27 protein-coding genes are annotated in these 25,486 nt (G+C 60.7%); 8 read left to right on the top strand and 19 right to left on the bottom strand.

What is annotated here, in order from left to right; translation table 11 throughout:
• Window positions 1-82: 82 nt before the first annotated feature.
• From CKW11_RS17545 to CKW11_RS17520, 6 genes are all read right to left on the bottom strand, one after another.
• The gene (locus CKW11_RS17545) at window positions 83-1,432 is read right to left on the bottom strand and encodes a bifunctional diguanylate cyclase/phosphodiesterase (RefSeq protein WP_095138518.1); all 1,350 of its coding nucleotides are present in this window, start codon (window positions 1,430-1,432) and stop codon (window positions 83-85) included.
• A gap of 79 nt (window positions 1,433-1,511) precedes the next feature.
• Window positions 1,512-2,150, bottom strand: a complete 639-nt coding sequence (locus CKW11_RS17540; protein WP_095138517.1) for a LysE family translocator — start codon at window positions 2,148-2,150, stop codon at window positions 1,512-1,514.
• A gap of 60 nt (window positions 2,151-2,210) precedes the next feature.
• Complete coding sequence (gene fos, locus CKW11_RS17535) at window positions 2,211-2,627, bottom strand: fosfomycin resistance glutathione transferase (protein ID WP_095138516.1); 417 nt, start codon at window positions 2,625-2,627, stop codon at window positions 2,211-2,213.
• A gap of 3 nt (window positions 2,628-2,630) precedes the next feature.
• Window positions 2,631-3,347: a hypothetical protein gene (locus CKW11_RS17530; RefSeq protein WP_095138515.1), complete on the bottom strand. Its 717-nt coding sequence runs from the start codon at window positions 3,345-3,347 to the stop codon at window positions 2,631-2,633.
• 37 nt (window positions 3,348-3,384) lie between these two features.
• Window positions 3,385-4,119, bottom strand: a complete 735-nt coding sequence (locus tag CKW11_RS17525; protein ID WP_095138514.1) for a hypothetical protein — start codon at window positions 4,117-4,119, stop codon at window positions 3,385-3,387.
• A 22-nt stretch (window positions 4,120-4,141) separates the two neighbouring features.
• Window positions 4,142-5,053: a LysR substrate-binding domain-containing protein gene (locus CKW11_RS17520; protein ID WP_177440012.1), complete on the bottom strand. Its 912-nt coding sequence runs from the start codon at window positions 5,051-5,053 to the stop codon at window positions 4,142-4,144.
• A 77-nt stretch (window positions 5,054-5,130) separates the two neighbouring features.
• On the opposite strand from CKW11_RS17520, the gene CKW11_RS17515 reads away from it, so the two are divergent.
• The 3 genes from CKW11_RS17515 to CKW11_RS17505 all read left to right on the top strand — a co-directional run bounded on the left by CKW11_RS17515 (window position 5,131) and on the right by CKW11_RS17505 (window position 8,207).
• The gene (locus tag CKW11_RS17515) at window positions 5,131-5,619 is read left to right on the top strand and encodes a DMT family transporter (RefSeq protein ID WP_095138512.1); all 489 of its coding nucleotides are present in this window, start codon (window positions 5,131-5,133) and stop codon (window positions 5,617-5,619) included.
• A gap of 171 nt (window positions 5,620-5,790) precedes the next feature.
• Complete coding sequence (locus CKW11_RS17510) at window positions 5,791-7,026, top strand: aminotransferase class I/II-fold pyridoxal phosphate-dependent enzyme (protein ID WP_095138511.1); 1,236 nt, start codon at window positions 5,791-5,793, stop codon at window positions 7,024-7,026.
• A gap of 14 nt (window positions 7,027-7,040) precedes the next feature.
• Complete coding sequence (locus CKW11_RS17505; RefSeq protein ID WP_095138510.1) at window positions 7,041-8,207, top strand: MFS transporter; 1,167 nt, start codon at window positions 7,041-7,043, stop codon at window positions 8,205-8,207.
• Here the strand turns inward: CKW11_RS17505 and yiaY are convergent.
• Window positions 8,204-9,352, bottom strand: coding sequence for an L-threonine dehydrogenase (gene yiaY / locus CKW11_RS17500; protein ID WP_095138509.1), 1,149 nt, complete (start codon window positions 9,350-9,352; stop codon window positions 8,204-8,206). The genes CKW11_RS17505 and yiaY overlap by 4 nt on opposite strands.
• A 153-nt stretch (window positions 9,353-9,505) precedes the next feature.
• On the opposite strand from yiaY, the gene CKW11_RS17495 reads away from it, so the two are divergent.
• Window positions 9,506-10,525, top strand: a complete 1,020-nt coding sequence (locus CKW11_RS17495) for a DUF4917 family protein (protein WP_095138508.1) — start codon at window positions 9,506-9,508, stop codon at window positions 10,523-10,525.
• A 98-nt stretch (window positions 10,526-10,623) separates the two neighbouring features.
• Here CKW11_RS17495 and CKW11_RS17490 read toward each other — a convergent pair whose 3' ends face one another.
• Window positions 10,624-11,166, bottom strand: coding sequence for a helix-turn-helix domain-containing protein (locus CKW11_RS17490; RefSeq protein WP_095138507.1), 543 nt, complete (start codon window positions 11,164-11,166; stop codon window positions 10,624-10,626).
• Window positions 11,167-11,272: 106 nt separating this feature from the next.
• Here CKW11_RS17490 and CKW11_RS17485 point away from each other — a divergent pair, with 106 nt between their 5' ends.
• A complete protein-coding gene (locus tag CKW11_RS17485; protein ID WP_095138506.1) occupies window positions 11,273-12,055 on the top strand; it encodes an aldolase in 783 nt (260 codons plus the stop codon).
• Between the two features lie 22 nt (window positions 12,056-12,077).
• Entirely contained in the window at window positions 12,078-12,962 is an 885-nt protein-coding gene (locus CKW11_RS17480; RefSeq protein ID WP_177440016.1) for a dihydrodipicolinate synthase family protein, read from the top strand.
• A 124-nt stretch (window positions 12,963-13,086) separates the two neighbouring features.
• On the opposite strand, the gene CKW11_RS17470 is transcribed toward CKW11_RS17480, so the two are convergent.
• The 3 genes from CKW11_RS17470 to CKW11_RS17460 all read right to left on the bottom strand — a co-directional run bounded on the left by CKW11_RS17470 (window position 13,087) and on the right by CKW11_RS17460 (window position 14,509).
• On the bottom strand, window positions 13,087-13,431 hold the full coding sequence (locus tag CKW11_RS17470) for a YegP family protein (RefSeq protein ID WP_095138504.1): 345 nt from the start codon (window positions 13,429-13,431) through the stop codon (window positions 13,087-13,089).
• Between the two features lie 177 nt (window positions 13,432-13,608).
• Window positions 13,609-13,914 (bottom strand): ribbon-helix-helix domain-containing protein, encoded by a 306-nt coding sequence (locus CKW11_RS17465; RefSeq protein ID WP_095138503.1) that lies wholly within the window; start codon window positions 13,912-13,914, stop codon window positions 13,609-13,611.
• 13 nt (window positions 13,915-13,927) lie between these two features.
• On the bottom strand, window positions 13,928-14,509 hold the full coding sequence (locus tag CKW11_RS17460; RefSeq protein ID WP_095138502.1) for a DJ-1/PfpI family protein: 582 nt from the start codon (window positions 14,507-14,509) through the stop codon (window positions 13,928-13,930).
• A gap of 326 nt (window positions 14,510-14,835) precedes the next feature.
• On the opposite strand from CKW11_RS17460, the gene CKW11_RS17455 reads away from it, so the two are divergent.
• Complete coding sequence (locus CKW11_RS17455; RefSeq protein WP_095138501.1) at window positions 14,836-15,741, top strand: DMT family transporter; 906 nt, start codon at window positions 14,836-14,838, stop codon at window positions 15,739-15,741.
• A gap of 59 nt (window positions 15,742-15,800) precedes the next feature.
• Here the strand turns inward: CKW11_RS17455 and CKW11_RS17450 are convergent, their stop codons facing one another.
• The 4 genes from CKW11_RS17450 to CKW11_RS17435 form a co-directional block, all read right to left on the bottom strand.
• Window positions 15,801-17,015, bottom strand: a complete 1,215-nt coding sequence (locus tag CKW11_RS17450) for an SAM-dependent methyltransferase (RefSeq protein WP_095138500.1) — start codon at window positions 17,013-17,015, stop codon at window positions 15,801-15,803.
• Window positions 17,016-17,295: 280 nt separating this feature from the next.
• Window positions 17,296-17,913, bottom strand: a complete 618-nt coding sequence (locus CKW11_RS17445) for a TPM domain-containing protein (protein WP_095138499.1) — start codon at window positions 17,911-17,913, stop codon at window positions 17,296-17,298.
• A gap of 33 nt (window positions 17,914-17,946) precedes the next feature.
• The gene (locus CKW11_RS17440; RefSeq protein WP_095138498.1) at window positions 17,947-18,699 is read right to left on the bottom strand and encodes a YgcG family protein; all 753 of its coding nucleotides are present in this window, start codon (window positions 18,697-18,699) and stop codon (window positions 17,947-17,949) included.
• Window positions 18,700-18,712: 13 nt separating this feature from the next.
• The gene (locus CKW11_RS17435; protein WP_095138497.1) at window positions 18,713-19,321 is read right to left on the bottom strand and encodes a LemA family protein; all 609 of its coding nucleotides are present in this window, start codon (window positions 19,319-19,321) and stop codon (window positions 18,713-18,715) included.
• A 258-nt stretch (window positions 19,322-19,579) separates the two neighbouring features.
• Between CKW11_RS17435 and bglX the strand changes: the two genes are divergently transcribed.
• Window positions 19,580-21,871 carry a beta-glucosidase BglX gene (bglX, locus tag CKW11_RS17430; protein ID WP_095138496.1) on the top strand — a complete coding sequence of 764 codons (2,292 nt, stop codon included), beginning with the start codon at window positions 19,580-19,582 and terminating at the stop codon, window positions 21,869-21,871.
• A 153-nt stretch (window positions 21,872-22,024) separates the two neighbouring features.
• On the opposite strand, the gene CKW11_RS17425 is transcribed toward bglX, so the two are convergent.
• From CKW11_RS17425 to CKW11_RS17410, 4 genes are all read right to left on the bottom strand, one after another.
• Window positions 22,025-23,182 carry a phosphatidylserine/phosphatidylglycerophosphate/cardiolipin synthase family protein gene (locus CKW11_RS17425; protein ID WP_095138495.1) on the bottom strand — a complete coding sequence of 386 codons (1,158 nt, stop codon included), beginning with the start codon at window positions 23,180-23,182 and terminating at the stop codon, window positions 22,025-22,027.
• Between the two features lies 1 nt (window position 23,183).
• The gene (locus tag CKW11_RS17420; protein WP_095138494.1) at window positions 23,184-23,774 is read right to left on the bottom strand and encodes a YceI family protein; all 591 of its coding nucleotides are present in this window, start codon (window positions 23,772-23,774) and stop codon (window positions 23,184-23,186) included.
• Window positions 23,775-23,964: 190 nt separating this feature from the next.
• Window positions 23,965-24,282 (bottom strand): amidase, encoded by a 318-nt coding sequence (locus tag CKW11_RS17415; RefSeq protein WP_095138493.1) that lies wholly within the window; start codon window positions 24,280-24,282, stop codon window positions 23,965-23,967.
• On the bottom strand, window positions 24,279-25,358 hold the full coding sequence (locus CKW11_RS17410) for a serine hydrolase (RefSeq protein WP_095138492.1): 1,080 nt from the start codon (window positions 25,356-25,358) through the stop codon (window positions 24,279-24,281). The genes CKW11_RS17415 and CKW11_RS17410 overlap by 4 nt, the downstream gene beginning before the upstream one ends.
• Between the last annotated feature and the right edge of the window lie 128 nt (window positions 25,359-25,486).

Genomic DNA, 25,486 nt, shown 5'->3' with positions numbered 1-25,486 from the left:
GGTGCCCGCCTAGATTGAGAATTGCCGGACTGCCAAAGGTTTAGAAAAGTTGCCCACGCCGCGACGAACGGCGCGCGCTGCTTCAGCTATCCAGCGCCCGATGATTGAGACGTTTGGCGGCGTACATCGCCTGGTCGGCATGCCGGAACAGTTGCTGTTCTTCGCTGCCATGTTCGGGATAACGGGCCACGCCGATGCTCGGTTCGATGTGCAGGTTGTGACCGTCCAGGCGCATCGGCTGCATCAGCACCTGGCGGATTTTTCCGGCCACGCTATCGGCGTCTTCAGCGGCGTGAACGCTGTGCAACAGCACCACGAATTCGTCGCCACCAATGCGCGCGACGGTGTCGGAATCGCGTACGCAGCCCTTGAGCCGACTCGCCACCGTTTGCAGCAGCATGTCGCCGACCGCATGGCCAAAGGTGTCGTTGACCTGTTTGAAGCGATCCAGATCGACGTACAGCAGCGCCATGTTTCCCGAGGTTTCGCGGGCAGCGGCCAGCGCAGCCTTGAGGCGCTCTTTGAGCAAGCCGCGATTGGGCAACTGGGTCAGTTGATCGTACTGCGCCATGCGTTTGAGCCGCGCGTGCAGTTGCTGGCGCTCAATGGCGGTGGCGACCTGGGCGCAGACGTACTGCAGCAGTTCCTTGTCCTGCTCGGTGTAACGCTCGCCGCCCGGCAGACTTTTGACGATCAGCGCACCGATGGTGCCGTTCTTCGAGTTCAGCGGCACACCGAGCCAGCACGGTGAATCCTGCCCCGCCACCAGCGCCGCGAAGTCGGGCGAGGCGTCGGGGCTGTCCGGCGTCAGCAGAATCGGCTGACCGCTGCGGATGACCTCCGCACACAAACGCCCGGTGACGGTGCCCGGTTGCTCGGGCTGCAATTCGTGATCGTCGACGTGATAGGGAAAATTCAACTGCGCACAGTGCTCGTCGTACAGCGCCACGGAGAAATTCAGCGCCGGCAGCCACTCACCGATGATCAGGTGGATGCGCTTGAACAGCGCCAGCAAGTCTTCGGCGACATGCGCCGCTTCGGAAATCGCATACAGCGCAGCCTGACGCGATTCCGCCTGCTTGCGCTCGGTGATGTCGCGGGCCACGGCGATGCGCAGCTGATCGACCTCTGACCAGCGTGCCGACCAGAGGATGTTCACAATGCGGCCATCCTTGCGCACGTAACGGTTTTCGAAATTGTGCTTGGGTTCGCCGCTCATGATGTCGCGGGCGGCGGCGAGGGTGCGCTGGCGGTCTGCGGGATGCACCAGCTCGATCATCGACCGGCCGATCAACTCGTCAGGCGTATAACCGAAAATACGCTCGCAGGCAGCACTGACAAAAACGAAACGGCCCTGCCTGTCCACCGCACAGACGGCATCGAGCAACAGGTCCATATAACTCGCCAACGGCGCGGAATTTCGGCTTTCCATGGTTCAGCGTGGGTGTCCGGACAATGCAGCACTGTTCAACCATCCCTGCCCCCTTGTTCACGCATCCCTGCAGATCATTTCATGCCTTGTTCGGTAGCAATCCCGGCAGTGCATGCACCAGCGCATTGATGGCAAAACCGATGAACATTACCCCGCACAGGCGGGTGATCATCAACTCGTGACGCTGATACAGCGTGCGCACCCGTCGGGCGCCGACAACGCCGATCAAGATAGCGTAAGCCAGCAATCCGCCGAAGAAGCTCAGGGCAATCAGCGCCGGCAGCATCGACCAGTTGAGCAGTTCGGCACGACTCGACAGCAGCGCGGTAAAGGTCGCGACCGCCACCGGGTAGGCCTTGGGATTGGTCAAACCGAACAGGATGCCGTGCCAGAACGGCTGACGCGCCGCGCCCTGCGGCTGATCATCGCGGCGCCGTTTGGCCCGCACCGCCCGCCAGCCAAGCCAGAACAGGTACAAGCCGCTGAGCACGCCCAGCACATCGAACGCGGTGCTGCCGATTTCCCGGGCACCGACGATGGCGATCAGCGCGGTGCTGCACCAGACCACATCGCCCAGCAAGTGCCCACAAAGAAACCCCGCGCCAGCGCGCCGTCCATGCGCCGCGCCGATGCCGAACACCGCCAGCACACCCGGCCCCGGCGTGATGCCGTAAATGAAACCCGAGGCCAGAACGGCCATTAGCAGCGATGGAGTCATGGAAAACCTGCTGGCGCCAGTACAAATGATGGCAAGTCTATATCAGCCCAATGTGTCTGATCACGACGCGTCGTAAAAACGCATGCCTGAGTACGGTTTCAACCGACAGGCTGCCAGTCGCGAGGCGAGATCGCCGACGTGAGCCTCTAGTTTGTGACCATCGGGGTCAAGGAAATAGAACGACGCACCTTCGCTGCGGTTGTCACGCCACTCCCGCACGTTCGCCGCTTTCAGCTTCTGCGCGAATAGCGGGAAATCCGCCTCAGCCAGGCTGAACGCATAATGGGTGTAGTCGACGGACGGCTCGCCGCTGCGCTGCGCATCCAGCGACAGACACAACCACAGCCCCGGCAGCGACAGATAGGCACCGGCGTCCCACGTGGCTTCGACGCGCAGACCCAGCACATCGCGATAGAACGCCAGGCTGCGGGGCAAATCGCTGACAGCGAGGGTCAGGTGGTTGAGGCCGGTGAGCATGGGTCAGTAACCTCTGAGGTCTTCAGGGACGTTGTACTGCTGGCCATCGTACGTCAGGGTGATCTGCTTTTTCTTCAGCTCGGTGGTGTTCGAAACGCACTGACTGCCGGACCGGGTGTTTTTCATTTTGCTGCCGCTGGTTGTGACGATCAGATCGGCAAAACCATTGTGGTTCGTTGGAGCGATCTCGAGCGTTCGGCGGATTTTCTTGCTGTAGCCCTCGCAGTCATTCACGAACTCACCGTTGTTCTTGAAGACCACCAGGCCCTCAAGCACCGGACGTAACTCGTCGCCCTCGCGCACATACAGCGCCAGATCGGTTTTTTCATAGGGAATGGCATGGGAACTGTGCACGAATTTCGCGCGCAGCCCAAACGCGCGGATGTCCGGCGTCAATCGGTAGCGCGCCGTGTCGATGCGTACATCATCCAGGCGCACGGCATCGGAGTTGTAGGCGCCCGGCTTACGGTAGGTGGCGATAGGTTTGGCGTTGCTCGCATTGAGGAGCGCCAGATCCAGATCAAACGCCCCGGCATCGTCACCACCGGAGTCGGCCAGGTAGGTGGATTTGACCGAAATCGCCTGACTCGGGAACGCCGGCCAGACGTTGCAGCGCGACATGGATTTACCGTCGAAACTTTTGGTGATGCAGGCGGCGTGGGCCTGGGTGGTGATGGCCAGCAAACCGAGGGCGATCAGAAGTCTGGTGGGGTTGAGCATGGTTCTTCCTTGATAAGTGTCGTGTTTGGCTGGCGGGTTATAGGCCTTGGAAACCGTTTGGCAAAACGTAGGATTTTCCGTTGTAGTGCAGAGTGGTCAGCACGGGTTTATTGTTCGTGGTCTTCATTTCGCAATTGCCCGGCTCCCCCTCGCCACTCACGCCAGTGGTGACCGATTTCACGATCAGGTCGGCAAATCCGTGAGAGCTGGTTTTGCCTATTTCGATCGTGCTGACAGTGGTCGCACGTTCGCCCGCGCAATTGCCATCCCATTCGCCGCTGAAGCGGTAAACCAGCATCCGATCCAGTACAGGACGCAGTTTGCCGCCTTCTTTCACATAGAGCGACAGCTGGGTTTCATCCAGTGGATTGACGCGCGAGGAGCCTTTGAAAATTGCACGGACGCCAAAGGCACGAATGTCAGAAGTGAGTTTGTAGCGCGCCGTGTCCAATTCCAGGCTCTCCAGCGCGAAGGCGTCAGTCTGGAATGCGGACGGTCGATGATAAGTAGCGAGCGGTTTCGAGTTATCGGCTGACGACACGGATAAATCCAGATCGTAAGCGCCAATTCTGTCGCCTTGGGCGTACACCGGATCCGGTTCAAACTTTGCTATCGCATTGATCGTCAGGGGCGGATCTACAGGCCAATCCTTGCAGACCGAAAAATCCCACTGTCCTGTCACCGCTGGCGGCGTGCACTCGGCCAACACCTGCCCCGCCATCAACCACCCACTCAGGGCCACCCACCCGATCCATCCAGACTTCACTGTCACATCCCACTCCTTGATAACGTTTTCAGCCGCGCACTATCCCCTCCTCAATCCGGCGATTCAACCAGTTCAACGCCTGATCCCCACCCCGGCGTTTATGCCACGCCAGCACAAAGGTGAACGGCGCAATCTCGAACGGTGGCGGCAGCACAATCAGCTCCTGTTGATCAATCTCGCGCACGCTGCGCGACGACACCGTGAGAATCAGATCCGTACCGCTGATCAACTGCGGCGCGACGTTCCAGTGCGGCAGGCTGATGGCGACGCGGCGGCGTTCGCGCAATGAGGTCAGCGCCCGTTCGATTTCCGGGGTGCCGCTGCCGCGCATCTCCAGCAGAACATGCGGGCGCGACAGGTAGGTCGGCAAATCCAGCACACCGTTGGCTGGCAAGCTGCGACGATCCAGCAGGCAGACGTAGCGTTCTTCGAACAGCACGCTACTGCGCAACTCGTTGGGCATTTCCGGGAACACCCCGGCGGCCACGTCGATGTCACCGTTGAGCACACCCTCCAACATACCCTCGCGGCTGGCGTGGCTGATTTGCAGGTCGATGCCCGGCGCCGCGCGGCGCAAGGTGCGGATCAGCCCAGGCAGGATGATGGCCGCGCCGTAGTCGGACATCGCCACACGAAAGGTCCGCCGCGCAGTGGCCGGATCGAACGTGTTCGGCGCCAGCAGCGACTGCACCTGGGCCAACGCTTCGGCCAGTGGCGCAACCAGTTCCAGCGCCCGCGCCGTAGGCACCAGCGTCGAACCGGCGCGCACCAGCAGCGGATCGCCGAGCAAGTCGCGCAGCCGCGCCAGCGCATGGCTGACCGCCGGTTGACTCAGGTGCAGCCGCTCGGCGGCGCGGGTGACGTGTTGCTCGCTGAGCAAGGCGTCGAGGACCACCAGCAGATTGAGATCGATCCGGCGCAGGTCATTCATCTTGTGCATGTTCTGGATGACAAAACGGAATTTAAATCTGCGCGACGAATACCTTAGAGTCCAGCAAAACCTGTTGGAGAGTGATCATGAGTACGTTGCAGTGGGCCGGTTTGTTGCTGTTGGCCGCGTTTGCCGGGGCGGTGGTGCCGTTTCAAAGTGCGATCAACAGCAATCTGGCGCGGGGCCTCGGCCATCCGCTATGGGCAACGTTGGCCTCGTTGCTGGTGAGTGTTTTGGTGCTGTTACCGGTGATTCTGACGTTGCGCCTGCCGCTGCCGTCGCTCGGAATAATCAGCAAGGTACCGCTATGGATGTGGGCTGGCGGTGCGTTTGGCGTGTGCTTTGTGGCGCTGGCGGTGATGTTGTTGCCAAAGCTCGGCGCTTCGGGGTTTGTTGCGCTGGCGTTGGCCGGGCAGGTGATTGCGTCGATGCTGCTCGATCACTTCGGGTTGTTCGGGCTGGTGGAAAAACAGCTGACGATGTCGCGGGTGTTGGGCGCGTTGTTGCTGATTGGCGGGGTGGTGTTGATTCAGTTTGGTGGGGCGACGAGCAGGAATCTGGCACCTGCCGGGTAGGATTCGGAGGCGCCCGACACCCCATCAGAACATCGCCCTACAAGCAAATATCCAATTCCGCTCAGTATTGCAGGAAGTGTCTGATTCAGGCCCGAAGTCGTGTTCCGTAAAGTCTGGCAATACACACAAATTGCAACGACCCACGGATTGCCACGCTCAAGGGATGCCCTGATGAACCATACACAGCAAGCACCAAACCTTTATTCCAACTATCGAAAAGTTATCGCCCTGGCAAACCAGGACTGGGAAAACGCCGAGCTCGGAAAAGTCGCCGGGCTCAATGTCGAGGTCATGGGTTCCAACCACCTGCTCGATCAATACGGACGAGAGTTACAACACTTCTGTACCACGTCCTACCTTGGCCTTGATCACCACCCTGCCTTGCTCGAAGGTGCAATCGCCGCACTGCAGGAAACCGGCACCTTGCGCATCGCCAACTCGAAAAATCGCTGCAAGCTGGGGATTCTCGAAAAATACGAAACCGAACTTTCGCAGTTGTTCGATGCAGTGTGCCTGACGACCCTGTCCTGCAGCGCTGCAAGTGCGGGGATCTTGCCGCTGCTGGCCAGCGGTGTATTGACCGAGAATCGCCCGCCAGTGATGGTCTTCGACCGTCAGGCGCATTACTCGATGAATCACTTGAAAGCTGCATGCGCCGATGAAACCCGTGTGATGACCTGTCCACACAACGATATGAATTTTCTAGAAAAGATCTGCCAGCAATATGGTCGTGTGGCCTATATTGGCGATGGCGCCTACAGCATGGGCGGCGTGTCCAACATGGAAGGCCTGCTGTACCTCAAGGATCGTTACGGGCTGTTTCTTTATCTGGATGATTCACACGCGTTGTCAGCCGTGGGCCATAACGGCGTCGGTCTGATACGCCCGAGAATCCAGACGCTGGAAGATGACTGCGTGATCGTCGCGTCGCTGGCCAAGTCATTTGGCGCCAGTGGTGGACTGGTGATGCTTGGCAACCAGCGCCAGAAAAAAATCATCCAGCGTTATGGCGGCCCGAGCAATTGGTCACAAAGTCTCAACTGTGCGGCAATCGGCGCCGGCCGAGCGTCAATTCGTCTACATTACACCGCCGAATTCGCCGCTCTGCAGGCCCGCCTCCAGGCTAATATCCGCCTCTTCGACAGTTTGATCAGTACAGAGCAATGCCACAGCGCGATGGCAATCCGCTTGATCGACTGCGGCCAGGCGGATCTGGCCAATCGCATCGCCAGCGAGCTGGCCGAGCAAGGCTTTTTCACCAGCGCAGTATTTTTCCCGGTAGTTGCCCAAGGTAAAGCGGCCATTCGGGTAACCTTGCGTGCTGATATGGAGCCGTCGCTGATCCGACGTTTCTGCGATGTAGTCAGCGAATTGTTGCGCACACACCGCGTCGATTTCGACATCTGAGCCAGGGACGATAGATGAACGCCAGCGCCACCCTTCTTATCACCTGCTGCACGGTGTTCCTCGCTCAGTTGGGCATGAGTATTTACCTTCCAGCGCTGCCGGAGATTGCCGGCCATCTGCATGCGGGGCCTGCGCAAGTGGCGTGGGGTTTATCGATTTATCTGGTCGGCATGGCGCTGCCAATGCTGCTTTGGGGATCACTGGCCCAGCGTATCGGGCGCAAACCTGTGTTACTCGCAGCATTGGGGCTGTATGGCGTGGCGAACCTGGCGTTGCCGCTGGGTTCGACGCTGGAGTCGTTCCTGTTACTGCGCCTGATTCAGGGCGTCGGCGCCAGCGGGATTTCGGTGATGGCACGGGTGCTGATTCGCGACAGTTTTCGCGGCGACCTGCTGGCCAAGGCATTGTCATGGATTTCGATTTCGTTCGTGGTGGCTCTAGGCATCGGCCAGTACCTGGGTTCGATCATCCAGGTCACGCTGGGCTGGCAGGCAATCTTCTACTTGCTCGGCATCACGTGCCTGCTGATGGCCATGATCGTATCCCGGGTCAATTTTGCGACATTGGAGGAGGCACAAACCAATGCTTCGGCATGGATGATTTACCGGCGCATCCTGATCCATCGCGCGTTCCTGTTGCCAGCACTGGCCGGAGGCCTCGGCTACGGGGTGATCATCGCCTTCAACACGGCTGCGCCACTGATCCTGCAAGGACCGTTCAATTGGTCTACGGTGGATTACGGTCTGCTCGGCTGGCCGATCAGTGCGGCATACTTTCTCGGGGCACTGGTGGTCAATCGCTTCGTTCTGCGCACGGGTCAACACCGGTTGATGACGTTGGGCGTGGTGCTGGTGATGGCGGGGTGCGGAGTGATGCTGCTGGGCAGTCTGACAGCCAGTTCCGTCGCGCTGATGCTGTGGCTGCCCTATTGCGTAGCGGTGTTCGGACAATCGCTGAACTACCCGATCAGCCTGTCCCGTGCCAACGATGGCGCACCGATTGCGGGTGCTTACGCAATGGCGTTGAGCGGATTTATTCATCAACTGATGGCGGCAATGATCGGCGCGATTGCCAGTCTTGTCGCTAGCCCTTCGGCGTGGCCGCTGGCACTGTTATGCAGTTTGCTTGCTGTCGGCGCGATGCTCTGTGTGAGATTCACGCCGACGCGCGTCAGCCCTTAAAAAGCGTTACGGAAAATCTCCTCGATCTGCCGCTGATCCGCCGCCCGTGGGTTGGTCAGGCCGCACGCGTCTTTCAACGCGTTGGTGGCGAGCACTGGAATATCGCTGAGCTTGGCGCCGAGTTCACGCAGGCCGCCGGGAATATCGACGTCCCTGGCCAGGCAACGGATCGCGTTGATCGCCGCCTGAGCGCCCTCCTCCGGGCTGAAACCACGGATGTCCGCACCCATCGCATGGGCGACGTCAGTCAGGCGTTCGGCGCAGACCAGCGCGTTGAAGGTCTGCACATGCGGCAGCAGCACGGCGTTGCACACGCCATGGGGCAAGTCGTAGAAACCGCCCAACTGGTGGGCCATCGCGTGCACGTAGCCGAGCGAGGCGTTGTTGAACGCCATGCCGGCGAGGAATTGCGCGTAGGCCATGTTCTCCCGCGCGGCGAGATCGCTGCCGTCCCGCACGGCCAGGCGCAGGTTGTTGCTGATCAGGGTCATGGCCTTCAGTGCGCAGGCATCGGTGATCGGGTTGGCCGCAGTTGATACGTAGGCCTCGATGGCGTGGGTCAACGCATCCATGCCGGTGGCGGCGGTCAGGCTTTTCGGCATGGCAACCATCAGCGCCGGGTCGTTGACCGACAGCAGCGGCGTGACGTTACGATCAACGATGGCCATTTTCACGTGGCGCGATTCGTCGGTGATGATGCAGAAACGGGTCATCTCGCTGGCAGTGCCGGCGGTGGTGTTGATGGCGATCAGCGGCAGCTGCGGCTTGCTCGATTGATCGACGCCTTCGTAGTCGCGGATCTGCCCGCCGTTGGTCGCACACAGGGCAATGCCCTTGGCGCAGTCATGGGGCGAACCGCCGCCCAGCGACACCACGAAATCACAACGACTGTCCTTGAGCAGCCCCAGCCCGGACTCGACATTGGCAATGCTCGGGTTGGGTTTGGCGCCATCGAAGATCACCGAATCGATGTCCTGCATCGCCAGTTTCTCGGCGAGCATGGTCGCCACACCAGCCTTCGCCAGCCCCGCGTCGGTGACGATCAGCGCCTTGCGAAAACCGTAGTTGCGGATCGCAACCATGGCCTCGTCGAGGCATCCGTTGCCCATGATGTTTACCGCCGGAATGAAAAAGGTGCTGCTCATGCGCGTCTCCTGACTGGGGCCGAATCGACTGCTCCGATACGGCGGATGTGCACAGGATCGACCGATCGGTCACCACCGATGTTGATCTGGCTCAATGCCCGCTCGTGATAAAGTCGCCGTCCATCCGCCCTTTGTTTTGAGACTGCCCACGCAATGACCGATTTTCTGGACGTCGATGCCACCCTCGAAGACTGGAGCGCCCTGCGCGCCACCGCCGACTTCAACGGTCTGCTGGTGGGCAATGGCGCCAGCCGCGCGGTGTGGGACGATTTTGGCTATGACTCGCTGTTCGAAAACGCGCGCACCGTGGAAGAGAAACCGCTGAGCCCGTCGGAGCTGAGCGTGTTCGACGCGATGCAGACGCGCAGCTTCGAGCAGGTGCTCGGTGCGTTGAAAACCACCAGCCGGGTCAACAAAGCGTTGGCCGTCAGCTCGGCCGCACCGCGCAATCGCTATTACGCGATCAAGGAAGCGCTGATCAACAGCGTGCACGCCGTGCATATCCCGTGGCGCCTGGTGCAGGCCTCGACCCTGGCCACGCTCAACGAAGAACTGGCGCGTTATCACACGGTGTTCACCACCAATTACGACCTGCTCAACTACTGGGCGATCCAGCACCGCAGCGAGGCCATCGACGACCTGTTCAACGGCCCCGACGCCAGTTTTGATCTGAGCGACAGCACCAGCGCCAAACCGCGTCTGCTGTATCTGCACGGCGGTTTGCACCTGGTGCGCAATCAGGACGGCACCGCGCGCAAACTGACCTCGACCGAGGGCACCCTGCTCGGCAGCTTCGCGATCAACAACACGATCAAGACGCTGGACGACGTGCCGCTGTTCGTCAACGAAGGGCCGAGCGCGGACAAGCTCAAGACTATTCGCAGCTCGGATTATCTGTCGTTCTGCTACGAGCAGTTATTGGGGCACGCGCAGAACCTGTGCATCTTCGGTCATGCGCTGGGCGAGCAGGATGCGCACATCGTGAGGGCACTGCGCCTGGCGAAACCGGCGAGTGTGGCGATCTCGATTTATCCGCGTAGTGCGGCGTTCATTCAGCATCAGAAACGCCATTACGCCAAGGTGTTCGAGGGCACCGGGATTGAGTTGCGGTTTTTTGATGCGAAGACGCATGCGCTGGGGAATCCGAAGCTTTCGGTGCCGGTCGAGGTTTGATGTAAACCGGACTGACGCCTTCGCGAGCAAGCTCGCTCCCACATTGGAACGCGAACTACTGTGGGAGCGAGCTTGCTCGCGAAGCTTTTGGGGCCAACTCAATCTTCGGTGCTGTGCACCACCACCAGCAACTGCGCTTGCACCTCGCCCACCGACCTGATCCGGTGCGGCTTCTGCGCGTTGAAATGCAGCGCATCGCCGCGTTCCAGCAGCACCCGCTCGTTCATGAAATCCACCTCCACCTGCCCTTCGTGGACGAACAGAAACTCCTCACCCAAGTGCTCCTTGAAGGTCTTGTCGGTGAACTCGCTCGGCGGGTAGATAATGAACGGCAGCAGGTTGCGTTCGCTGACCTGATGCGCCAGCACCGCATACCCCGGGCTCTGATCGTTGGCCGCCAGTGACTGGCGTTCGTGGCTGCGCACCAGGCTGTAGCTGTCGAGGCTGACGTTGTCTTCGGAGAACAATTCCTCGACCTTCACGTTCAGCGCCTTCGCCAGTTTCAGCGCGGCCGCAATCGACGGGGTGTTCAGCCCGCGCTCGACTTTCGACAGATAACTCTTGGTCATGCCGGATTTTTCGGCCAATGCCTCAAGCGTTACGCCAAGTTTTTTTCTCAACAATTTCAAACGGATAGACATGCGCAGCAGTTATTCCATCAAGGAAACGACGATTGATGCTTGCTTATGACACTTTGTGTCATATAGGCTCTTTCGTGTCATTTGCAATCACCCAAAGGACACCGACATGGCCAAGACATTAGCACTACCCAAAGAGCAACTGGTCAAGCAAGCGCTGACCCAGATGCAAAACACCCTGGCGGATAATACGTGGACTGACCGGCAAAAGCTGGCGCTGACCTGCCGGATCCTGTTCGAGAGCGGTCACGACTCCGGTCTGGCCGGACAAATCACCGCTCGCGGCCCACAACCGAGGACCTATTACACTCAGCAACTGGGCCTGGGTTTTGATGAGATCACCGCGAGTAATCTGCTGCTGGTCAACGAAGACCTGGAAGTGCTCGAAGGCCACGGCATGGCCAACCCGGCCAACCGTTTCCACAGCTGGGTCTACCGCGCCCGGCCTGACGTGAACTGCATCATCCACACCCACCCGACGCACATTGCCGCGCTGTCGATGCTGGAAGTGCCGCTGCAGATTTCCCACATGGATCTGTGCCCGCTGTACGACGACTGCGCGTTTCTCGAAGGCTGGCCGGGGGTGCCGGTGGGTAACGAAGAGGGCGAACTGATTGCCGGTGCACTGGGCGACAAGCGCGCGATTCTACTGTCGCACCACGGCCAACTGTCGACCGGCAGCACGATCGAAGAAGCCTGTGTCATCGCCCAACTGATCGAGCGCGCCGCCAAACTGCAGCTGCTGGCGATGGCCGCCGGCACGATCAAACCGATCATTCCGGCGCTGGGGCGCGAGGCCCATGACTGGGTGTCGAAACCCAAACGCCACGCCGCCGCCTTCAACTACTACGCCCGGCAGAACCTGCGCCAACACGCCGATTGCCTGAACTGATTTCAGCTTTTTCCGGAGACTCATCATGTCCAATATTCACGGCATCATCGGCTACACCATCACCCCGTTCGGCGCCAACGGCGAAGGTCTCGATCTACCGGCCCTCGGCAAATCCATTGATCGCCTGATCGACAGCGGCGTCCACGCCATCGCCCCGCTCGGCAGCACCGGCGAAGGCGCTTACCTCAGCGATGCAGAGTGGGATCAGGTCGCCGAGTTCAGCATCAAGCACGTGGGCAAACGGGTGCCGACCATCGTCAGCGTCTCCGACCTGACCACCGCCAAAGCCGTACGCCGCGCACGCTTCGCCGAAGCCCATGGCGCCGACGTGGTGATGGTGCTGCCGGCGTCGTACTGGAAGCTCACTGAAGCGGAAATCCTCGCGCACTACCGCGCCATCGGCGACAGCATCGGCGTGCCGATCATGCTTTACAACAACCCGGCCACCAGCGGCACCGACATGTCGGTCGAGCTGATTCTGCGCATCGTCAATGGCGTGGAAAACGTGACCATGGTCAAGGAGAGCACCGGCGACATTCAGCGCATGCACAAGCTGCAACTGCTCGGCGACGGTCAGGTGCCGTTCTACAACGGCTGCAATCCGCTGGCACTGGAGGCTTTCGCCGCCGGGGCCAAGGGTTGGTGCACCGCTGCGCCGAACCTGATCCCGCAACTGAATCTGGATTTGTACGCGGCTTCGCTGGCCGGTGATCTGGAGCGGGCACGCGAGCTGTTCTACCGCCAGTTGCCGCTGCTGGACTTCATCCTCAAGGGCGGTTTGCCGGCGACGATCAAGGCCGGATTGCGCGAGACGGGGCTGGAGGTTGGTGATCCGCGCTTGCCGGTGTTTCCGTTGAGCGAAGCTGGGCAAGCTCAGCTAAAAGCAATCCTCAACACCCTGCGCTAACACACACAACCCCATGTGGGAGCGGGCTTGCTCGCGAAGGCGTCGTGTCAGTCGACATCTCCAGTGACTGATCCACCGCTTTCGCGAGCAAGCCCGCTGCCACATTTTTGCTCTTAAGTGTTATTCAGAGCACCGGCAAGGTCTTGTCCTTGATCACTTTGCTCGGCCCATTGGCCTTGACGCTCGCGATGCCTTTGGCACACGCGGCATCGTTGGAGTACGACTCGCTGCTGCCGATGATCTGGTGGTTGGCGGCCTTGAGGTTGAAGTAAGGATGGCCATCCTTGGTGGTCTTCTTCTCGTAGCGTTCATCCAGCGGGCTGTTGCTCTGCACCGAAGCAATGCCGTTGTCGGCAGCCGCGCGGGTGGTGTAGAGCTCGCTGGTGAGAATGGTTTCGGCGTTGGCGGCCTTCAGCACAAACCTGAACTGGCCGTTGCTGCTTTTGCTCACTTCGTACCATCCGGACATGCGCGTTTCTCCTTGGCGGTTAAGAAGTTTTGCGCCTGTGAGTAAAGACCAGCCCGAGACTTCTGTCGCCTGTAGTGGCCTCTTCGCGAGCAAGCCCGCTCCCACACAAAATGGGGTGAACACTCGCTAACCAATGTGGGAGCGGGCTTGCTCGCGAAGGGGTCGACTCACAATCGGCTATTTCACCCCCGCCCGCACCACCGACAACTCCGGCGCACTCCCCCGTCGCTGACTCAGATACCGCGTACAACTCACTCGTAGGAACGAAGCGAAATTCACCACCTCCCCGCGATAATCCATCACCTCTTCATACAGCTTGGCGATCAACTGGTTGGTGGTCATGCCATCGACTTCGGCGATTTCGCTGAGGATGTCCCAGAACTGGTTTTCCAGGCGCAGCGTCGTCACCACGCCGCAGATGCGCAACGAACGCGAGCGGGATTCGTAGAGAATCGGGTCGGCCTTGACGTAGAGCTCGCACATCGGCGAATCCTCGTTACAGGGTGATTTTGGTGCCAAGCAGACCGAGGAAACCGGCCAGCCAGTTCGGATGCGCCGGCCATGCTGGCGCAGTCGCCAGATTGCCCTGAACGTGGCCGTCGGTCACCGGGATATCGATGAACGTGCCACCGGCCAGCCGAACTTCCGGGGCGCAGGCCGGATAGGCGCTGCACTCGCGACCTTCAAGAACGCCGGCCGCTGCCAGCAATTGCGCACCGTGGCAGACCGCAGCAATCGGCTTGCCGGCCTTGTCGAAGGCGCGCACCAGCTCCAGAACTTTCTCGTTCAGGCGCAGGTATTCCGGCGCACGACCGCCGGGGATCAGCAGCGCGTCGTAATCGGCCTCGGCGACCTTGGCAAAGTCGAAATTGAGGGCGAACAGGTGACCGGGTTTCTCGCTGTAAGTCTGGTCGCCTTCGAAGTCATGGATCGCGGTGCGCACGGTCTTGCCCGCAGCCTTGTCCGGGCACACGGCGTGCACGGTGTGACCGACCATCTGCAGGGCCTGGAACGGCACCATCACTTCGTAGTCTTCGACGTAATCGCCGACCAGCATCAGGATTTTTTTCGCGGCCATGGGGAGGACTCCTCTGGGAATGGGCTTGCAGGAGTATTCAAGGTAGACCTTATCCGTTGGGGCGGGTAACAACCGGCTACTACGCCTCCCCGCCTTTGTGGCGAGGGAGCTTGCTCCCGCTCGACTGCGCAGCAGGCGCAAAACCTGTTTGCACAGTTTTCCTGAAAAAAGCGGGGGCCGCTTCGCAGCCCAGCGGGAGCAAGCTCCCTCGCCACAGGGGATCCAACTGTATGGATAACTCTGTGCCTGGCTGTACCAGCCCGAGCGCCCCGGTTTATGGCTTGATTAAGGCAATCCCCTGCCACCTTCTATTCTGGTCCCCCATCATGTCCTCGCGCGAAAACACCGGCATGGCCCTCGGCCTGCTCGGGGTTGTGATTTTCAGCCTGACCCTGCCCTTCACGCGGATTGTGGTGCAGGAACTGCATCCGCTGCTCAACGGCCTCGGCCGGGCGCTGTTCGCGGCGATTCCGGCGGCGGCGCTGTTGCTCTGGCGGCGCGAGAAATGGCCGAACTGGCAGCAGATCAAAGGCCTGAGTCTGGTAATCGCCGGGGTGATTCTCGGCTTTCCGGTGCTGTCGGCGTGGGCCATGCAGACCTTGCCGGCGTCCCACGGTGCCCTGGTCAACGGTTTGCAGCCGCTGTGCGTGGCGCTGTATGCGGCGTGGCTGTCCCATGAACGCCCATCGAAAGCCTTCTGGGCTTGCGCCGCGCTGGGCAGTGCGCTGGTGCTCGGCTACGCGTTGTACACCGGTGCCGGCAGCATTCAGGCCGGTGACTTGTTGATGCTCGGCGCGATTGCCGTCGGCGGTCTGGGTTATGCCGAAGGTGGCCGGTTGGCCAGGGAAATGGGCGGCTGGCAGGTGATCTGCTGGGCGCTGGTGCTGTCGACGCCACTGCTGATCGGCCCGGTGTTGTACCTGGCGCTGCAGCATCAAGGCACTGTGTCAGCCAAGGCCTGGTGGGCGTTCGGCTACGTGGCGCTGTTCTCGCAGTTTCTCGGCTTCTTCGCCTGGTACGCCGGGCTGGCGATGGGCGGGATCGCGCGGGTCAGTCAAATCCAGTTGCTGCAGATCTTCTTCACCATCGCGTTTTCGGCGCTGTTCTTTGGCGAACATGTCGAACCGATCACCTGGGTGTTTGCCTGCGGGGTGATCGCGACGGTGATGCTCGGGCGCAAGACCGCAGTAAAATCAAATGTGGGAGCGAGCTTGCTCGCGAAGGGGCCGTAACAGTCGACATCATCGTTGACTGTCAGTCCGCCTTCGCGAGCAAGCCCGCTCCCACAGGATCAGAGGTAGCCATCCGAACGCAGCAGCGTTTCCAGACAGTGCTCGCTGATGTTGTAGAAGTCCTTGAGTTCCTGAATCTTCACCAGCAACTGAGTCGGGTCCACCGGCTCGGCGCGTTTCACCGCGAGAATCATCTTGTTCTTGTTGGTATGTTCCAGCGAGATGAATTCGAATACTTTGGTCTCGTAACCGCAGGCTTCGAGGAACAGCGCGCGCAGGCTGTCAGTGACCATTTCCGCCTGTTGGCCCAGGTGCAGACCGTATTGCAGCATCGGCTTGAGCAGCGCCGGGCTCTGGATCTGCAGGCGAATCTGTTTGTGGCAGCACGGCGAGCACATGATGATCGACGCGCCGGAACGGATGCCGGTGTGGATCGCGTAGTCGGTGGCGATGTCACAGGCGTGCAGGGCGATCATCACGTCCAGTTCGCTCGGCGCCACGCTGCGCACGTCACCGCACTTGAACACCAGGCCCGGGTGCTCCAACTTCGCCGCGGCGGCGTTGCACAGGTTGACCATCTCTTCACGCAGCTCGACGCCGGTGACCTCGCCTTCGGCCTTGAGCGTGTTGCGCAGGTAATCGTGGATGGCGAACGTCAGGTAGCCCTTGCCCGAACCGAAATCCGCCACCCGCACCGGTTTGTCCAGCGCCAGCGGTGACGAGGTCAGCGCGTGGCTGAAGACTTCGATGAACTTGTTGATCTGCTTCCACTTGCGCGACATCGCCGGGATCAGCTCATGCTGCGCGTTGGTCACGCCCAGATCCTTGAGGAACGGTCGGCTCAAGTCCAGAAAACGGTTTTTCTCACGGTTGTGCTCAGCGGATGGCGCTTCACGCAATTGCTGAGGTTTGCTCTTGAACAGTGAACTCTTGCCCTTTTTGCTGTATTCGAGCTGGGCTTCGTCGGTCACGGTCAGCAGATGCGCATTCTTGAACGCGGCCGGCAACAGCTCGGCAATCAGCGCCACGCCTTCGCTCAGCGGCAGGTTCTTGGTGATGTCGCGGGTCTTGTAGCGATAAACGAAAGACAGGTTGGGCTGCGCCTTGACCGTCACCGCTTTGATGATGATCCGCTGCAGATCCGCCTCTTCGCCCACGTACTTGGCCAGCACCAATTTGATGAAGCCGTTCTGCTCGAGGCTGGTTTGCAGCAGTTCGATGAACTGGGCGTGATGATCGGGCGCTGGCTTGAGGGAGGGGGCAGTAACGGACATGGAAAAGCGGCCTCGGACGGGGCGAAACGGGAATGGCGGGTATTTTAGGGGGGATGGGAGTTGGGGACACGTTCTTATTTACCCAACGGCTTTAAAAGCGCCCTCACCCTAACCCTCTCCCGGAGGGAGAGGGGACTGATTGGGGGATATTGAAGAGGTTCACCGACTTGAAAGAGTGCCTTTGAATCCATAATCGACTCGGTTTCTCAGGCCGATGTCGAGCGCAAGACATCTCGGTCGGCTCCCTCTCCCTCCGGGAGAGGGCTGGGGTGAGGGGCTTCTAGGCCAGCACCACCAACCGATTGGGCAATTCATTCCTCACCTGCGTCACCGGCACGTGCACCTTGAGCAGTTCTCCACAGGCCTCGATGCACGTCACAAATCCCTCGAGCGTGCGCCCCTGCCGCACCTGCTCGGTGAACGCGGCGACGATCGCGTCCCAGCTCTTGTTATCCAGCCGCCGGGAAATCCCTTCGTCCACCAGAATTTCCACGTAGCGCTCGGCCTCGCAGACAAAGATCAGCATCCCGGTGCTGCCGACGGTGTGGTGCAGGTTCTGTTCGAGGAACTGCCGCCGCGCAAGGTTCGATGCGCGCCAGTGACGCACGCGGCGCGGGATCAGATGAGTGGTGATTTTCGGCAGGCGAAACAGCAGGCACAGGACGATGAACAGGCCCCATTGCACCAGCAACAGGCTGTGCATCGTCAGCCAGCCGGTCAGGTAATGGACGATGCCCGGCACCAGCAGCGCCAGCAGACTGGCCCACAGCAGCGGAATGTACGCGTAGTCATCGGCGCGGGCCGCCAGCACGGTCACCAGTTCGGCGTCGGTATCGCGCTCGACCCGGGCGATCGCCTCGGCGACTTTGCGTTGTTCGTGTTCAGTCAGTAATGCCATGTCGAAAAGTGCCTGATCATTATTGTTGTGTGTTCACCAGCCGCCGGACGAACCGCCGCCGCCGAAACTGCCCCCGCCGCCGCTGAAGCCCCCGCCGCCACCGCCGCCGCCAAATCCACCACCGCCGAAACCGCCCCCGCCTCCGGAGCCACCACGGCCGGCGGGAAGGATACCGAGCATCTGGCAGACAAACACGGTCAGAATGAACAACACCACCAGAAACACGAACAACAGCGGATGCCGCGAGACAAAATCGCTCTGCGGATCACCGCTCGACTCGTACACCGTCGACGGTTCGTCCAGCGGATTGCCGCCGAGCACCACCAGCATCGCCGCCACACCGTCGCTGATGCCCTTGCTGAAATTGCCGGCCTTGAACGCGGGGGTGATCACTTGATGGATGATCACCGAACTCTGCGCATCGGTCAGCCGATCCTCCAGGCCATAGCCGACTTCGATGCGCAGTTTGCGCTCGTCACGGGCAACGATCAGCAGCGCGCCGTTGTTCTTGTCCTTCTGACCGATGCCCCAGTGGCGGCCCAGTTGTACGCCGTAATCCTCGATGGTGGTGCCCTGCAGATCAGGCACCGTGACCACCACCAGTTGCTCACCGGTCGCCTGTTCATGCGCCTGCAATTGCTGGCTCAACTGGGCGCGCACCGAGGGCTCGATCATCTGCGCCTCGTCCACCACCCGCCCGCTCAGCGCCGGGAACGTCAACTCGGCCCGGGCGCTGAGGGCCAACAGCCACAGCATCAGCACCAGGCCTATCTTCAACACACGCATGGGCAACCTCGAATCAGAACTTCACTTCCGGGGCCTTTTCCGCGCCGGGGGTGGTGGCTTCGAAGGTTTCGCGAATCGGCAGATCGCTGTACATCACGCTGTGCCAGAGGCGCCCGGGAAAGGTGCGGATTTCGGTGTTGTATTTCTGCACCGCCAGAATGAAATCGCGCCGCGCCACGGCAATCCGGTTTTCCGTGCCTTCGAGCTGCGATTGCAACGCGAGGAAGTTCTGGTTGGCTTTCAGGTCCGGGTAGCGCTCGGACACCACCATCAAACGGCTCAGCGCACCGCTCAACTGATCCTGGGCCTGCTGGAACTGCTTGAGTTTTTCCGGGTTGTCGAGGGTGCTGGCATCGACCTGGATCGACGTCGCCTTGGCTCGCGCCTCGACCACGGCGGTCAGGGTCGCCTCCTCATGCCTGGCGTAGCCTCTGACGGTCTCCACCAGGTTGGGGATCAGGTCGGCACGGCGCTGGTACTGGTTCTGGACCTGGCCCCAGGCCGCCTTGGCCTGTTCGTCGAGAGTCGGGATATTGTTGATGCCGCATGCGGTCAACAAGGTGGCAAGCACCAGTAACGTGGCGACCTGTAAACGCGAACGGTTGATCGGACTGACATTCATCAAAGTGATGCTCCCTGGCATATTTCATAAAAAACCGACCGTGAAACCTTCTGCATCGGCGGTTGGGGCATAATCGGCCGCGCCACTGGATTGCAACGGGCCGATGGGCTAAAAAGAGGCCCTGCGCAAACGCTGCCGAGTGTCGGCGGGCGTTTTTGGCTCGGTCATTTTGAGCCTGCACCCGAACAACAATAGTCGCTCCCTAACTTTTGGCTGGCCGGCATTGCATTGCCGCTTGGGCCCTTGAGAAAAATATTCATGAAGAAGCTGTGTTTGCTGGGCCTGTTCGTCAGCCTGGCCAGTCATCAAGTATTGGCCGCCACGACCCCGGTACCCCTGGAAAACAAGGACGCGTTCATCAGCAATCTGATGAAGCAAATGACCCTCGATGAAAAGATCGGCCAGTTGCGCCTGATCAGCATCGGCCCGGAAATGCCTCGCGAGTTGATCCGCAAAGAGATCGCCGCCGGCAATATCGGCGGCACGTTCAACTCGATCACCCGCCCGGAAAACCGTCCGATGCAGGATGCGGCGATGCGCAGTCGCCTGAAGATTCCGATGTTTTTTGCGTACGACGTGATCCACGGTCACCGTACGATTTTCCCGATTCCGCTGGCCCTGGCGTCGAGCTGGGACATGGACGCCATCGGTCAGTCCGGGCGCGTTGCCGCCAAAGAAGCTGCGGCCGACAGCCTCGACATCACCTTCGCGCCAATGGTCGACATCTCCCGCGACCCGCGCTGGGGCCGCAGCTCCGAGGGTTTCGGTGAAGACACCTACCTGACCTCGCGCATCGCCAAAGTGATGGTCAAGGCCTACCAGGGCGACACGCCGAGCACGGCCGACAGCATCATGGCCAGCGTCAAACACTTCGCCCTGTATGGCGCGGTCGAGGGCGGGCGCGACTACAACACCGTCGACATGAGCCCGGTGAAGATGTACCAGGACTACCTGCCACCTTACCGTGCGGCGATCGATGCCGGTGCAGGCGGGGTGATGGTAGCGTTGAACTCGATCAACGGCATTCCGGCCACGGCCAACACCTGGCTGATGAACGATCTGCTGCGCAAGGACTGGGGCTTCAAAGGCCTGGCCGTCAGCGACCACGGGGCGATCTTTGAACTGATCAAACACGGCGTCGCCCGTGACGGTCGTGAAGCGGCGAAGCTGGCGATCAAGGCCGGCATCGACATGAGCATGAACGACACCCTGTACGGCAAAGAGCTGCCGGGGCTGCTCAAGTCCGGCGAGATCGAGCAGAAAGACATCGACAATGCGGTGCGCGAAGTGCTCGCCGCCAAGTACGACATGGGCCTGTTCAAGGACCCATACCTGCGTATCGGCAAGGCCGAGGATGATCCGGCCGACACCTATGCCGAAAGCCGCTTGCACCGCGCCGAAGCCCGTGACGTGGCACGTCGCAGCATGGTGTTGCTGAAGAACCAGAACGAAACCCTGCCGCTGAAGAAAGACGCGAAAGTCATGCTAGTCGGCCCATTGGCCAAGGCCCCCATCGACATGATGGGCAGTTGGGCCGCCGCCGGTAAGCCGGCGCAATCGGTGACGCTGTTCGACGGCATGAGCTCGGTGATCGGCGACAAGGCCAACCTGATCTACGCCCGTGGCGCCAATATCACCAGCGACAAGAAGATCCTCGATTACCTGAACTTCCTCAACTTCGACGCTCCGGAAGTGGTCGATGATCCGCGCCCGGCCAACGTGTTGATCGACGAAGCGGTGAAAGCGGCCAAGGACGCCGACGTGATCGTCGCCGCTGTGGGCGAGTCCCGTGGCATGTCCCACGAATCCTCCAGCCGCACCGACCTGAACATCCCGGAAAACCAGCGCGAGCTGATCCGTGCCCTGAAAGCCACCGGCAAACCGCTGGTACTGGTGCTGATGAACGGCCGTCCGCTGACCATTCTCGAAGAGAACCAGTCGGCTGATGCGATTCTGGAAACCTGGTTCAGCGGCACCGAGGGCGGCAACGCCATCGCCGACGTGCTGTTCGGCGACTACAACCCGTCGGGCAAACTGCCGGTGACCTTCCCGCGCTCCGTGGGCCAGATCCCGACCTACTACAACCACCTGAGCATTGGCCGGCCGTTCACGCCGGGCAAACCGGGCAACTACACCTCGCAGTATTTCGATGACACCACCGGTCCTCTGTTCCCGTTCGGTTACGGCCTGAGCTACACCCAGTTCACGCTGAGCGACATGGCGTTGTCGTCGACCACGCTGAACGCCACCGGCAAGCTCGACGCCAGTGTCACCCTGAAAAACACCGGTAAACGTGACGGCGAAACCGTGGTGCAGCTGTACATCCAGGACGTCACCGGCTCGATGATCCGTCCGGTGAAGGAACTGAAGAACTTCCAGAAAATCATGCTCAAGGCCGGCGAACAGAAAGTCGTGCACTTCACCATCACCGAGGATGACCTGAAGTTCTACAACGCCCAGCTCAAGTACGCGGCGGAGCCTGGCAAGTTCAATGTGCAGATCGGACTGGATTCGCAGGATGTGACGCAGCAGAGCTTTGAGTTGCTGTAATTATTCAGTAACCAATGCCCGTGTGAGAGGGGCGTTTGTGGGAGGGGGCTTGCTCCCGAATGCGGTGTATCAGCTAAATAAATGCTGAATGACATGCCGCCTTCGGGAGCAAGCCCCCTCCCACATTGGAATCCACTGGTTTCGAAATTGGCGTTAACCGCGTCTGTCGAGGATATTGACCACCAACCGATCCACCCACCCCCAAACCCGCTGCTTCACCCGCCGCCACAACGGCCGGCGCCGCCACTCCTCCAGACTGACCTGCTGACTCAGGCCGAAGTCCTTCTCGAAACTCTGCACCACCGCTGCCGTCAACGACGGATCCAGGGCCTCCAGATTCGCCTCCAGATTGAAGCGCAGGTTCCAGTGATCGAAATTGCACGAACCGATGCTCACCCACTCGTCCACCAGCACCATTTTCAGGTGCAGGAAGCACGGCTGGTATTCAAAGATCTGCACCCCGGCCTTGAGCAGGCGCGGGTAGTAACGATGACCGGCGTAACGAACCGACGGGTGATCGGTGCGCGGCCCGGTCAGCAATAGCCGGACGTCGACACCCCGGGCAGCAGCCTTGCGCAGCGAGCGGCGGATTTTCCAGGTCGGCAGGAAATACGGGGTGGCCATCCAGATGCGCTTTTGCCCGCTGTTCAAGGCGCGGAACAGCGACTGCAGAATGTCGCGATGCTGGCGCGCATCGGCGTAGGCCACGCGACCCATGCCCTCGCCCATGTCCGGGACCTTGGGCAAGCGTGGCAGGCCGACATGCGCCGAAGGTTTCCAGGCCCGGCGATGGCGGTTGGCGATCCATTGGCGGTCGAACAGCACCTGCCAGTCGAGCACCAGCGGGCCGCTGATTTCCACCATCACCTCGTGCCATTCGCTGCTGTCCTGCCCCGGCGTCCAGAACTCATCGGTGACACCGGTGCCACCGACCACCGCCAGACGCTGATCGACCAGCAGCAATTTGCGGTGATCGCGATAGAAATTGCCGACCCAGCGCCGCCAGTTCAGGCGATTGTAAAAACGCAGTTCGACCCCGGCCTTTATCAGGCGCTGACGCAGGTGCAGGGTAAACGCGAGGCTGCCGTAGTCATCGAACAGGCAGCGTACCCGCACCCCGCGCTCGGCAGCCTGCACCAGCGCCTGCACCACGGCCTCGGCGCAGGCGCCCGCCTCCACCAGATACAGCTCCAGCTCGACCTGCTCCTCGGCGCGGGCAATCTCCACCAGCATGCGCGGGAAGAATTGCGGGCCGTCGATCAACAGTTCGAAACGGTTGCCGTCCCGCCACGGGAACACCGCACCGCGCATGTCAGCGCGCCGTGAAGATCAGCACCGCACCCACCGGCACCGACAGACTGATGGCCGACAACCCGGCCAGGTTGCGCAGGGTTTCCAGCCCCGGCGCCAGATCGAAATCCTCGGCGTTGATCACCAGCGGCTCCAGGGTCACCACTTGAAAACGCCGGTCATCGAGACGGGTTGCCAGCAACTCCGCCGGGTATTCATGTTGCTTGCCGTGCAGATTGACGGTCAGCGGCAGACGCAACTCAAGTTGCGCACCGGGGGCCAGATCGTTGATCGGGCGCAGGTCGATCTGGGTGCTGATGGTCGCTTCGGGGAATTGCTCGATCTGGAACAACTCCTTGCGCATGCGCTCGTCGCGCAGCGGGATGCCGCTGTTGATCGAGTCCAGCTCGACTTCGACCTCGGCGCGACCGCTGGGATCGACCTTGCCGTGCAGCACCAGAAAGCGTTGCACTTCAGAAATGTGGGCGTTTTTCGTGCTGACGAACGACAGCCGCGACGACTCGCCGTCCAGATACCAGTTGGCCTGCGCCGGCAGTGCGGCGGCGGCCAGCAGCAGACTGGCAAAGGCTGTATAGAGGGAGCGGTTGAACATTGAATACTCGTGGGGGCGATAAACCTGCACGAACCTTAACCGCCTACGCCGTTATTGCAAACTGATCGCCGCAAATCTATCGATTGGTAAAAGTCCCTGTGGGAGCGGGCTTGCTCGCGAAGGCGGTGAATCAGTTAACACAAATACTGAACGGCACACCGCATTCGCGAGCAAGCCCGCTCCCACAGGGTTATCTATTGACTTGAGGATTGAGGCGGCAACCCTGCCGTTCGCTCAACCACTGGGCACGATTGCTGCGGCCCATGCCGCTGACGGTGATGGTTTTGCTCGCGCTGTCATCGCTGAATTCGCTGGTCGGCAGCCACTGTTTCACATAACCCCGGCAATACTCGGCGTCGTTGTTCATCACATAACGGCACGAACAATATTCCTTTGCCGTGTAGGCACTGATGATGTCCGGAAATGCCCATCGATTTTCCCGTTCGAGCCAGATCCAGCCGAGCAGCATGATCAGCGCCAGCAGCAACACCCGCTTCAACAACTTCATGGCTGCACCGCCTTGAGCACGCGTTTGAGCAGTTCGTTGTGGCGATAGCTGCCGTCGCGGTCATCGGCGTAACGCACGATCACCAGTTTCTCGCTGGGGATCACATACAGCGCCTGGCCCCAGTGGCCGAGGGCGGCGAAGGTCTCGGGCGGAGCGTCGGGCCATGGCGCGGCGGCGCCATCCGCCGGGCGATTGAGCCACCAGTGGCCACCGGGTACCGCTTCGTCCTGATGCGCCTTGTAACCGGTAAATGGCTCACGGTTGAAGGCGATCCAGTCCTTGGGCAGCAACTGCCGGTCGCGCCAACGTCCGTCGCGGGCCATCAGCAGACCGACCCGCGCCAGATCCCGCGCGGTGAGATAGGCATAAGAGGAAGCGACAAACGTGCCGCCGGCATCGCTTTCCCACACGGCGTGGCGGATGCCCAACGGCTCGAACAACGCGGTCCACGGATAGTCGGGATAACGCTGCGGGCCAACCAAGTTCTTCAGCGCCGCCGCCAGCAGATTGCTGTCGCCACTGGAGTAACGGAACGCCTGCCCCGGTGGCGCATAAGCTTGGTGATTGGCGGTGAACGCGGGCATGTCGCGATGCCCAAGGGTGTAGAGCATCGCCACCACCGAGGATTTCAGCGGGGCATATTCGTAGTCTTCCTGCCAGTCCAGGCCGGATGCCCAGTGCAGCAGATCCGCCATGGTGATCGCCGGGTGTTTTTCCAGCGCCGGATAATATTTTGAAACCGGATCATCCCGTTTGAACAGGCCTTCGCCATACGCCACACCAAGTACGGTGGCCATCAGACTTTTGCTGATCGACCAGGTCAGGTGCGGGGTTTCAGCACGGGTCGGGCCGGCGTAGCGTTCGTAGATAACCTGGCCGTCGCGGATGATCAGCAGCGCATCAGTGCGGATGCCTTGGCGGGTGCTGTCGTCGCGGGGTGGGAAGGCGTAGGCCTCTAATGCCTCGACCGCTGCGCCGCTGATTTTCGCGCCAATCGGCCATTGTTCACCGGGCCATTGCTCGGCCTGTACCGTGAAGCTGATCAGCAGCAGAAACAGGGACAGGCTTTTGCACATGGTGAGGGCTCTTGGGGAGAACCTGCTGAGGGTAGTCTTGCCACATGACAGATGTGTGGTGTTTTTGCCGCCGTCTTCGCGAGCAAGCCCGCTCCCACATTTGCAACGCATTCCAAAGGTGGGAGCGG

It is taken from the genome of Pseudomonas sp. Irchel s3a10 (assembly GCF_900187525.1).
Classification (GTDB): domain Bacteria; phylum Pseudomonadota; class Gammaproteobacteria; order Pseudomonadales; family Pseudomonadaceae; genus Aquipseudomonas; species Aquipseudomonas koreensis_G.
This window is presented reverse-complemented; position numbering and strand designations above follow the sequence as displayed.